A 10,326-nucleotide genomic window follows, 5' to 3' on the forward strand; every position below is an offset into this window, starting at 1 on the left:
ACCTTCGCAGCGTACAGGAACTACTGGTTTTTCAGTTTCTTTAGCTTTTTGTCTGGCAACAGCCTCAATATCATCCCCAATTAAACCGATGGGACATTCTGATTCAATGGTAGTTCCTTGGCTCAGAGGGAATAGAATTTCTAATTCATCAATTAGTTTGGCTAGTTTTTTATCACCGCCAAAAACGATGTCTCTTTCTTGGAAATCGGAAGTAAACTGCATAGTACCGAAGGTATCAACTCCAGTAGTACCCACATAATAGTTACGACGACCAGACCAAGAATAGTAACCGCAACCCACAGGACCATGAGAAAGGTGAACCATATCTTTCACAGGACCCCAAACCACCCCTTTTGCTCCTGCATAAGCACAACCACGAGTGGTCATTACCCCAGGAACTGATTTTTTGTTAGATTTTACACCACACTTAGAGTTATCTTCTTCGTAAACATCGAGGTGCTTAGAACGTCTTTTAGCTGCCTTTTCTGGATAGGCTTCTAAGACCTCTTCGATCAGTTTTTTGTTGTCTTCTATGTATGTCATGGTATTCTCCCCTTGTTTAGCGAGCAGGTTTTTCCAGGGCATAGCAATGCTATACCCTTTAATGAATTAGACTTTGGCAGCAGCTTTATCTGCTTCAAGTGCTTTTTGGTATTCTGCATCAGAATCCATAAATCCATACTCAACCAATAATTCTTCAAGTTCATCCATAGTGATGGGAGTGGGAATTACTAAGTTGGTGTTGTTAGCGATTTTGTCAGCTAAAGTACGATATTCTTGAGCTTGAGGATGATCGGGTTCGTACTCAATTACAGTCATCCGACGTAATTCTGCTCTTTGAACTACGTTGTCGCGAGGAACAAAGTGAATCATTTGAGTTCCAAGTCTGTCAGCCAAAGCTTCGATTAATTCGACTTCACGGTCAACTTTACGACTGTTACAGATTAAACCACCTAAACGAACACCACCAGACTGGGCATATTTAAGAATACCGCGAGCGATGTTGTTAGCTGCATACATTGCCATCATCTCACCAGAGGTGACAATGTAGATTTCTTGAGCTTTACCTTCACGAATAGGCATTGCGAAACCACCACAGACAACGTCCCCAAGTACGTCGTAGGAGACTAAATCTAGGTCTTCGTAAGCACCTTCTTCTTCCAAAAAGTTGATGGCAGTGATAATACCACGACCAGCACAGCCTACACCTGGTTCGGGACCACCAGACTCAACGCAACGCACGTTGTTATAGCCAGTTAGCAATACTTCTTCTAGTTCTATGTCTTCTACTGCACCTCTTTCTGCTGCCAGGGAGAGAATAGTAGTTTGAGCTTTAGTGTGCAGCATCAAGCGAGTGGAGTCTGCTTTAGGGTCACAACCAACGATCATGACTCTTAATTGTTCTGAAAGGGCAGCAATGGTGTTTTGAGAAGTAGTAGATTTACCGATTCCGCCTTTACCGTAAAATGCAATCTGTCTCATGATGATTTCTCGTTAAATTGTTAGAGGTCAATGATTCTTTTTGATTGGTCTTTAGTCATTAGTTTCTAGTAGTTATATGTTGAGTGTCGATCGCAAGTATCGAAATAAAAGATCCCTAATGACTAAATCAGCTTTGGTGGCGATCGTTCTCCGCAATTATAATGGTTGGGTAATAGCATGATTTTTATTGGTTGATTGTGGATAATAGGCAGTAGATAAAACTTAATTTTTTCTACCTGCTTCAGATTGATTCCACCGTTAATGTGGGGGATACTCTATCTTGCAAAGTTGCTTCAATCGCTAGTTTTAAAGTCTCTGTGGAAGAAGCACAACCGCTACAAGCACCTTTTAGTATTACTTTGACGACATCGCCATCAATATCGAATAGTTCCATATCTCCGCCATCTTCAGCCAGAATAGGTCGGATTTCTAAATCGATTACTTTTTGGATAAGGGTGATTTTTTGTAGGTTGGTAAGAGTCCTGGTTGGTTGAGTTGTTGAATCTTGTTTGGCAGTCGCCATCGCTTTTGCTGCTTCCAGACTTTTTTCTTGTTCTGCCTTAATTTGTGTTTGTTCGGCGATCGTTTCTTCAATCAGATCGTCAATATCTGGTAAACAAGAACTACAGCCCCCACCTGCTTTAACATAGTTAGTTACTTGCTCTGCAGTTGTAAGTTCATTCTCGCGAATAATTCTTTTGATTTTTGTATCAGAGACACCAAAACAACGACATATAAGATTTCCTTCATCTTCTTCGTGGGTATCTAGGGGAATCCCTTTGTAGGTATAGATTGCAGCTTCTAATGCTTCCTGCCCCATTACCGAACAGTGCATTTTCTCTTCGGGCAAACCGCCTAGAGACTCAGCAATTTCTTTGTTGGTTAACTTCATCGCTTCATCGACTTTTCTGCCTTTGAGCAATTCAGTTAGAGCCGAAGAAGAGGCGATCGCACTAGCACAACCAAAAGTCTGGAAGGTAGCATCTTTAATGGTTTGAGTTGCTTCGTCAATTTTGAGATGCAGCTTGAGAGCGTCTCCACAAGCAATACTGCCTACTTGTCCCGTAACAATTTCTTCTCCTTCCTCTTTTTCCTTAATCGTCCCTTGATTGCGGGGATTATGGAAGTGTTCCATTACTTTGTCGGTATAGTCCCACATTTTCAGTTACCAGTTAGTAGTTAGTAGTTATCGGTAGGGGCGAACCGCCGTTCGCCCTTACAATTTTTTATTTAGCAAGTACGGCTTGTTCTTGCTCTTGCAGCCAGTCCGCATCATCGCTATTGAAGGGAGAAAGTTCGCGGAGGCGATCGATTATGCCAGGGAGAACTTCTAAGACGCGATCGATTTCTGCCTCGGTAGTGTATCGAGACAAGCTAAAGCGAATCGAACCATGCAATACACTGTAGGGCAATCCTAAAGCTCTCAGGACGTGGGAAGGTTCTAAAGAGCCTGAACTACAGGCAGAACCAGACGAAGCACAGATACCAAAGCCATCTAATGAAAGTAAAATTGCTTCCCCTTCAATAAATTTAAAGCCAATATTACTCGTGTTGGGTAAGCGATTATTTGGGTCACCATTAACTGCTGTATTGGGAATTGCATCGAGAATGCCACGTTCGAGTTTATCTCGCAATCTTTGTTCCCAAACCACACCAGGTAGGTGTTCCTGAGCTAATTCTGCTGCTTTACCCAACGCAACTATACCCGCGACATTTTCTGTGCCACCTCTACGTCCTCGTTCTTGGTGTCCGCCAATTAATAAAGGACGAAATCTCACACCTTTACGCACATATAAAGCACCGATTCCTTTGGGAGCGTGAATTTTATGTCCAGAAAGAGTTAGTAAATCAATGGTGCTATTTTTCATATCGAGGGGAATTTTACCCACAGCTTGCACTGCATCAACATGAAAGATCGCGCCATATTCTTTAACTATCTGCCCAATTTGTTCGATGGGAAAGATGACACCTGTTTCGTTGTTAGCATACATCACAGAAACCACTGCGGTGTTGCCAGTTAAAGAGGCTTCTAGTTCGTCAAAATCGATCTGTCCTTTGCTGTTAACTGAAAGATAAGTAGTAGTATAACCATCTCTTTCGAGTCGGCGACAAAGATTGAGAATTGCTGGATGTTCGACTTCAGTGGTAACGATATGTTTTTTATTGGGTTGAGCTTTGAGTGCTGCTAGGATAGCTGCATTATCTCCTTCAGTACCGCAACTGGTAAAAACAATTTCCGATTCTTCAGCACCCAATAAAGCAGCCACTTGAGTTCTGGCTTGGCGAACTACGCGACCAACTTGTCCGCCAAAGGTGTGCATACTGGAAGGATTACCATAATAGATAGTCAGGTAGGGTAGCATTGCTGCTAATACATCTTCATCTATTTTTGTGGTAGCGTTGTTATCAAGATAAATGGTGTTGGTCATTTGTCTTCAATTTCTAATCCTTGGTTGTTTATTCTTCGTGTTGTGCCATTGGTCGTCTGTTTTGGATTTCTTCTCACAAGTTGGCATTAGCAGTTAAAGAATAACCAATGACTAATTAACTAATGACCAACTATTGACTGTTAAGCATTAACAGCAAACTTTTCTTCGTAATATTTCAACGCAACCTTATCGATGGTGTCATAGCCTTGGAATGGTTCTACACCAGCGTTGCGTAGCATTTCTTGAGGACAGTCGCCAATCTTGAACGCTAGTACTGCTTTACAGTCTGCGATCGCACCTATGATATTGTCAAGAGTCGCTTGTTCGCCGTAACCACCCTGACAGTAATGATCTACTTTACGGTGTCCGACAAATTTGACTTCTACACCATCAACTTCAAATATTTGAAATTCTTTGGCATGACCGAAGTGTTGATTGACTACGCCACCACCTTTTGTGGCAACAGCAACCAAGATTTTTTCACCTCTGGGTTTTGTCTTAGCTGCCCGTTCGGCTTTAGCAGCTTTCATCGCATCTTTAATTTTACTTATATCTGCGTGAACTTCTTGGCGTTTTTCTAGATCGTATTCGGGAGTCATTTCTAAGAATTTTTCTTTAGTAAATTCTTGAGAACGATCTTCACCCAATAGACCCACAGCATCGGCACGACACTGACGACAGTGGCGCATCATTTTCATGTTGCCAGAACAACTGTCTTGTAAAGCTTTTAATTCTTTTGGTGTAGGACCTCTCTGTCCTGTCAACCCAAAGTAAGTACCGTGTTCTGGTGCAGAGATTAGGGGCATTATATTGTGGAGAAATGCACCCTTGGAACGAATCACTTCATCTACTTCTACTAAGTGTTCGTCGTTAATTCCTGGAATCATGACGGAGTTGACTTTGCAGAGAATATCATTCTCTTGTAGTGCCTGAATGCCTTCCATCTGACGTTCGTGCAGGATTTGAGCGGCTTCTACTCCTTTCCAACGTTTGCGATTGTAGCGTACCCAAGGATAGATTTTAGTGCCGACTTCAGGGTCAACCATATTAATAGTCATGGTGACGTGATCGACATTTAGTTCTTTGATTTTTTCTACATGGTCGGGGAGCATCAAACCATTAGTAGATAAGCACAATTTAATATCTGGTGCTTTATCGGCTACTAATTCAAAAGTACGAAAAGTTTGCTTGGGATTAGCTAGAGGATCTCCAGGACCAGCAATACCCATAACTGTCATTTGGGGAATTTTGCCAGCAATTACCAATGCTTTGTGAGCTGCTTCTTCGGGTGTAAGCAGTTCGCTAACTACTCCAGGACGACTTTCGTTGGCACAGTCATACTTGCGATTGCAAAAATTACACTGAATATTACAAGCTGGTGCTACTGCCACGTGCATCCGTGCATAGTGATGGTGTGCGTCTTCGCTATAACAGGGATGTTTTTCAATTCTTTCTTGGATTTTGGGGTCTAGTGCTGGTTGAGGCTTAGTAGAACTGCATCCACAGCCTTTGTCAGACTTCTTTAGCGTTTTCGTTGATTCCGTAGTTAGGGTGGTGCTGGTAGTTGATGACATTGAGTTGAGTTCCGCAATTATTTAATGATTTGTCTGTTCTTCTCTGTTCTTTACTTGTTCGTCCATTCGCCTTGTGTCCTTAGTTATTTATTTGTCTATTTCTGTATCTCTAAATAACTTAATGACTAATGACTAGTGACTGATGACGTTATAAAAGTTATATCACTGAGATTTAGTAACAATCGAAAATCTGCACTCTATTAGTTTTATTAGATTACTTAAGATGTACTCATCCCCTCAAACCCTTGCCTATGGTCGAGATTTTTTTTTAAGTGGGGTGGGGTAGTTAGTATTTAAGCGGTTAGTGACTGGTATTTATTTCTTAAGACTCTAGTATTTTCAAAATCTATTTTTTCAAAAATGAAGATCATAAATAGCAAGAGGTTTGGTAACTTATTGCCCAAAAAAATTATTGCACTCAATCGGATTAGAACTCAAAAAATAGATCTTTTAAATTATTAGCAATAATGTTACTAATATAACAACAAAAAAAGTTTCTGTATCTATTTTAACTATTTTAGCGATAAATTATTTTAGTGACAAATAATTAACCCGACAAAATTTTTAACTTGCTCGTTTAAATAGCCAGTCAGAATTAAAATTAGGGTATGAAAAGAAAGATCAAAACAGCAGAAGTTTCTCGATTGGGGATTGTAACCCTGGAAATAATTGTCGCTTTATTTTTAGGTATCGCGATCGCTCGTTTGGGTTTGGGTAGCATTGCCTGGATTTTTGGCGGGATGGGTGCAGGAGTATTAGTCATTAAAACTTATCAACTCATATCTCATCAAACATTTAAACCAAATCAAACAGGCAGAAAAATCGGACAAGCAATGGTAGGGTTATCCATTGGCTTTGCGATCGCCGATAGTAATTTACTGGCTGCATCTTCTCGTTTGCCCTTATTTATCTTTCTGACTTTATTTATGTTGCTATGTGGTGGCGGTATAGGTTTTTTCTATTCCCGTATCAGTCATACAAATCTCCTCAATGCTATGCTGGCTACCGTACCTGGAGGAGTTGCCACCATGTCTGGGATTGCTGCCGAATACAACCGCAATGTTTCTTTGGTAGCGATGGTACAAACCCTGCGAATTACCAGCGTTATTTTAATTATTCCTTTAATCGCAGGCATATCCGATCGCACTGTCGAACGTGAAACTATGGCGCTCGCAGATTATGCCATTAAGAGTAATCCGAGTTATTTATTCTGTTTTATTTTAGTGGCGATCGTAGCTTGGCTCGGGTTCAAAATAGCAACTAAATTACGTATCCCCGCAGCTTCATTTTTTGGCACATTAATTGTAGGTATTGGGTTTAATTATGCAATTTCTCATTTTTCTATTTTTAATAACTTTAGCTTTACACCACCCCAATTTATTAGCTTAATCGGTCAAATATTACTTGGAATTACTGTGGGCGAAGCTTGGAGCGATCGCGTAAACATTACCAGTAAAAATATTGTTTATGCTTTTATTTCTGTCGCTATGACCATTGCTAGTGGATTTGTTGCTGCAATCATTGCGACCTTTTTTACTTCTTGGGATTGGCTTACCTGTATGCTGGTAACTGCCCCAGGAGGTTCGACGGAAATGATTCTGGTAGCATTAGCCCTCAACCATAATCCAGAAGTAGTGACAGTGGCTCATTCGGTGCGCTTGATGGCTTTGAATTTGTCCTTACCTTTGTGGATATTTTTGTTTCGTCGTTGGGAAGGAAAGTCTGGTGGTCATTAATTACTCTTAACAAACAAAAAATTAATCTATTAGGGTTGGTTAAGGGGGAAATAATTAATTAATTCTATATATTAAAGTCAATTAGATTAATTGGTAGCTAATACTACTAAAAATATAAATATTAAGAAGCTAAGTTTTTAGTATGAAACCCAGTATGTAGCGGTTCTAATTTTAATACAGTAACCCAAGTTGCTAGTTATTTCTAGTTGCTAGTTACTCAAAATGTTCAATAAGAGACGATTTCACTTTAAATCTTGGTAACAAAAAATTCAAGATTTGTTTCGAGTTGTAGAATTAATAATTTCTCATTAGGGAGAAGTGTAATGCCATTTGTCACTATTCAAATTGCCGACGGACACTCCGTAGAAAAAAAACGAGAACTAGCCAAAGCAGTTACCGATACCATCGTTGCTAGTTTAGGCACAAAGCCCGAATGGGTAACAGTTCACATCGATGAGTTTAGTCGAGAAAATTGGGCAGTTGGCGGAGAACTACATATTGATAAGCATTCAGGCAGACATCGGGAAAAAGTTACAGGTAGTTAGTTGTTAATCATTAATTATTTATTAATTACTGTTATTCATTATGGATTTAACTGCAAAACGCGCCGAAAAGATGGCGTTAGAATTTTTTTTAGAAGATTATGAACTTCCTGAAGACGATCGCGATTTTTTCGTACCTTTAAGTTCCCATAGCGTAGATAATCGCTGGTATGTTGTAGAAATTGGCGTAGAAGGATTGCCCGATAAATGGATAATTCAAGTTTACGATGAAACCAAAGATTGCGATCCTTGCTTTACCTTTGTTTCACCCATAAAAGCAACGGAAAGCGAAACAGGATTAGAAGAAATGCCCGAAAGTATTGCTGAAATATTGCGCTCGGAACGTTCATTAGTTGTTAATCGGTAGAGACACGACCTATTCGTCCGTACCGTTAGGGGTTAATGGGTCAAGAAACAAAGGATAAATAAAATGAAAACAGCAGATTGGCTGGTTAAAGAAGATGGTATTTGCTGTCTTTGTCAATCAGTGCGGGAGTGGGATTTATTAGCCGAAGAGTATCGTCTATATCGGTTTTTAACGGAAGTAGAGGATATTACCAGACTGGCTGCGATCGAAGGCAGAGATGAAGAAACTTTTTTATCGGGATTGCGAATGTTGGTTAGGAAACTAGTGCTTAACTGCTACACAGTTAAAACTCGCCTACCCGAACCAGACCAAAAAACTGGAGTTTCTGTCACTATGCTATACGATGAATTGGGATTTCCCATGACTATTCAAACCGAAATGAATTTGCCAGGAACTAGTTCTCAGATTCATAATCATGGCACTTGGGGGATCGTCATGGTTTTAGAGGGTAAACAGAAAAACACCTTTTGGAAACGGAATCCTACCAACGAATTTCCCGATAAAATCGATCGCGTTGGGGAAAGAATTATCGAACCAGGAGATATCATCAGCTTCACTAGCGATGCCATTCATAGCATTGAAGCAGTAGGAGAAGAACCAACTGTAACTTTTAATTTATATGGGGAAACCTTTGGTAATAAACGATTTCAGTTTGATATTGAAAAGCAGACTGCCAAACATTTTTAATTAGTTATTAGTTATTAGTTATTAGTTAGTGATTAGTCATCTCAAAATTAGTTATTAGTTAGTGATTAGTCATCTCAAAAGCGGGTCGATCGATTCCGTAAACTAAAACTTCCTTACCATAAACTTCTGTTTTATCTTGAAGTGTTTCTCCCAATTTTTCCGCGACTCGAATCGATCTAGTATTACCAGGGTGAATCAAACTTACTATGCGATCGCGTTTTAATTCTCTAAAACCATAGTCAAGTAGGGCTTTTGCTCCTTCAGTGGCATAACCTCTTCCCCAATAATTACGATTAAGAATCCAACCTAGTTCAAATCCAGGCCATCCTTCAGGATTGAGAAATCCAATTCTACCCACAACCACTTTACTAAACCGTTCCTCAACTGCCAAAATACCATAGCCTCGTAATTGCCAATGTCCGAAAATAGTAGCCATGCTCATCCAAGCTTGAGATTTGGTCATGGCTTTTCCATTCCCAATGAAGTAAGTGACTTCTGGTTGAGAAAAGATTTGCCAGTAGTCCTCAAAGTCTGATTCGCTAAACTTTCTTAGAATTAAACGCTCTGTTTCAATTAACATCTATTTTATTTAATAAAATTATTTTGAACGATCGACAATCAAACAGTAACCCTCTTTTTAATCTTAAATACGAAACTGCTTTAGAATCCCTCGGTAAAGAATATTTTGATCGCGTCGAACCTGCTAAATTTTTTCAACGCAGTTTGCGCTTTCGTAATGATAAGCTACTGCCAATTCTCGGTTTAGATCCAGCTACAGTTACAGACGAGGATTTTATTGATTTTGGCGGTCGTTTTAATGGTAGTCAATCTTGTTTGGCACTCCGCTATCATGGTTATCAATTCGGTCAATATAATCCCTATTTAGGTGATGGACGGGGGTTTCTTTACGGTCAAGTAAGGGGAATTGACGGGCAACTATACGATTTTGGTACTAAAGGATCGGGACAAACTCCTCATTCCCAGTCTAGAGATGGTCGCTTAACCTTAAAAGGTGGAGTGAGAGAAGTTCTAGCAGCAGAAGCGTTACATTCTGCGGGAGTCAAGACATCTCGGTGTTTGAGTTTGATTGAAACAGAAGCTTTTACTAGAGATGGAGAAAAGGTTCGGGGTGCGGTTATGGTGCGCCTTAGCAATTCTCATTTACGCTTTGGTACTTTTGAACGCCTAGAATATTACGATCGCCCCGATTTAATTAAGCAATTACTAGACCACGTAATTCAATATTATTATCCTCATTTATGGCAACAACCAGATAGTTATGTTCGCTTTTACGAGGAATTAGTACAGCGGATTGCGAAATTAGTGGCACAGTGGATGGCTGTGGGCTTCTGTCATGGGGTTCTCAATACCGATAATATGTCCATTACAGGAGAAAGCTTTGATTATGGTCCTTATGCCTTTATTGACACCTATAATCCTACTTATACTGCTGCTACATTCGATCGCCAGGGTAGATATAGTTATCGCAACCAACCTGGTGCTTGTCGC

11 protein-coding genes are annotated in these 10,326 nt (G+C 40.1%); 5 read left to right on the forward strand and 6 right to left on the reverse strand.

Annotated elements, in window-relative coordinates; genetic code table 11:
* The 5 genes from AC33VI_RS22195 to nifB all read right to left on the reverse strand — a co-directional run.
* A partial coding sequence (locus tag AC33VI_RS22195) for a nitrogenase component 1 (protein WP_491784441.1) occupies nucleotides 1–543 on the reverse strand: 543 nt, incomplete at its 3' end.
* A 66-nt stretch (nucleotides 544–609) separates the two neighbouring features.
* The gene (gene nifH, locus AC33VI_RS22200; protein ID WP_491784442.1) at nucleotides 610–1,482 is read right to left on the reverse strand and encodes a nitrogenase iron protein; all 873 of its coding nucleotides are present in this window, start codon (nucleotides 1,480–1,482) and stop codon (nucleotides 610–612) included.
* A gap of 241 nt (nucleotides 1,483–1,723) precedes the next feature.
* Nucleotides 1,724–2,641: a Fe-S cluster assembly protein NifU gene (nifU, locus tag AC33VI_RS22205; RefSeq protein WP_491784443.1), complete on the reverse strand. Its 918-nt coding sequence runs from the start codon at nucleotides 2,639–2,641 to the stop codon at nucleotides 1,724–1,726.
* A 67-nt stretch (nucleotides 2,642–2,708) separates the two neighbouring features.
* Nucleotides 2,709–3,911, reverse strand: a complete 1,203-nt coding sequence (gene nifS, locus AC33VI_RS22210) for a cysteine desulfurase NifS (RefSeq protein ID WP_491784444.1) — start codon at nucleotides 3,909–3,911, stop codon at nucleotides 2,709–2,711.
* Nucleotides 3,912–4,051: 140 nt separating this feature from the next.
* Nucleotides 4,052–5,485 (reverse strand): nitrogenase cofactor biosynthesis protein NifB, encoded by a 1,434-nt coding sequence (gene nifB / locus AC33VI_RS22215; RefSeq protein WP_491784445.1) that lies wholly within the window; start codon nucleotides 5,483–5,485, stop codon nucleotides 4,052–4,054.
* Nucleotides 5,486–6,093: 608 nt separating this feature from the next.
* On the opposite strand from nifB, the gene AC33VI_RS22220 reads away from it, so the two are divergent.
* The 4 genes from AC33VI_RS22220 (at nucleotide 6,094) to AC33VI_RS22235 (ending at nucleotide 8,817) form a co-directional block, all read left to right on the forward strand.
* A complete protein-coding gene (locus tag AC33VI_RS22220) occupies nucleotides 6,094–7,221 on the forward strand; it encodes an AbrB family transcriptional regulator (protein ID WP_491784446.1) in 1,128 nt (375 codons plus the stop codon).
* 323 nt (nucleotides 7,222–7,544) lie between these two features.
* A complete protein-coding gene (locus tag AC33VI_RS22225) occupies nucleotides 7,545–7,766 on the forward strand; it encodes a tautomerase family protein (RefSeq protein WP_491784447.1) in 222 nt (73 codons plus the stop codon).
* A 40-nt stretch (nucleotides 7,767–7,806) separates the two neighbouring features.
* The gene (locus AC33VI_RS22230) at nucleotides 7,807–8,130 is read left to right on the forward strand and encodes a hypothetical protein (protein ID WP_491784448.1); all 324 of its coding nucleotides are present in this window, start codon (nucleotides 7,807–7,809) and stop codon (nucleotides 8,128–8,130) included.
* A 63-nt stretch (nucleotides 8,131–8,193) separates the two neighbouring features.
* Nucleotides 8,194–8,817: a cysteine dioxygenase family protein gene (locus tag AC33VI_RS22235; protein ID WP_491784449.1), complete on the forward strand. Its 624-nt coding sequence runs from the start codon at nucleotides 8,194–8,196 to the stop codon at nucleotides 8,815–8,817.
* Nucleotides 8,818–8,875: 58 nt separating this feature from the next.
* Here the strand turns inward: AC33VI_RS22235 and AC33VI_RS22240 are convergent, their stop codons facing one another.
* Nucleotides 8,876–9,397 carry a GNAT family N-acetyltransferase gene (locus tag AC33VI_RS22240; RefSeq protein ID WP_491784450.1) on the reverse strand — a complete coding sequence of 174 codons (522 nt, stop codon included), beginning with the start codon at nucleotides 9,395–9,397 and terminating at the stop codon, nucleotides 8,876–8,878.
* 23 nt (nucleotides 9,398–9,420) lie between these two features.
* Between AC33VI_RS22240 and AC33VI_RS22245 the strand changes: the two genes are divergently transcribed.
* A partial coding sequence (locus tag AC33VI_RS22245) for a protein adenylyltransferase SelO family protein (protein WP_491784451.1) occupies nucleotides 9,421–10,326 on the forward strand: 906 nt, incomplete at its 3' end.

It is taken from the genome of Waterburya sp. (genome assembly GCF_058530065.1).

Bases quoted from the DNA above. Each gene is read 5' to 3' on its own strand.
- AC33VI_RS22230 (WP_491784448.1), top strand. From the start codon at position 7,807: ATGGATTTAACTGCAAAACGCGCCGAAAAGATGGCGTTAGAATTTTTT.
- nifS (WP_491784444.1), bottom strand. From the start codon at position 3,911: ATGACCAACACCATTTATCTTGATAACAACGCTACCACAAAAATAGAT.
- nifU (WP_491784443.1), bottom strand. From the start codon at position 2,641: ATGTGGGACTATACCGACAAAGTAATGGAACACTTCCATAATCCCCGC.
- AC33VI_RS22235 (WP_491784449.1), top strand. From the start codon at position 8,194: ATGAAAACAGCAGATTGGCTGGTTAAAGAAGATGGTATTTGCTGTCTT.
- nifB (WP_491784445.1), bottom strand. From the start codon at position 5,485: ATGTCATCAACTACCAGCACCACCCTAACTACGGAATCAACGAAAACG.
- AC33VI_RS22225 (WP_491784447.1), top strand. From the start codon at position 7,545: ATGCCATTTGTCACTATTCAAATTGCCGACGGACACTCCGTAGAAAAA.
- nifH (WP_491784442.1), bottom strand. From the start codon at position 1,482: ATGAGACAGATTGCATTTTACGGTAAAGGCGGAATCGGTAAATCTACT.
- AC33VI_RS22240 (WP_491784450.1), bottom strand. From the start codon at position 9,397: ATGTTAATTGAAACAGAGCGTTTAATTCTAAGAAAGTTTAGCGAATCA.
- AC33VI_RS22220 (WP_491784446.1), top strand. From the start codon at position 6,094: ATGAAAAGAAAGATCAAAACAGCAGAAGTTTCTCGATTGGGGATTGTA.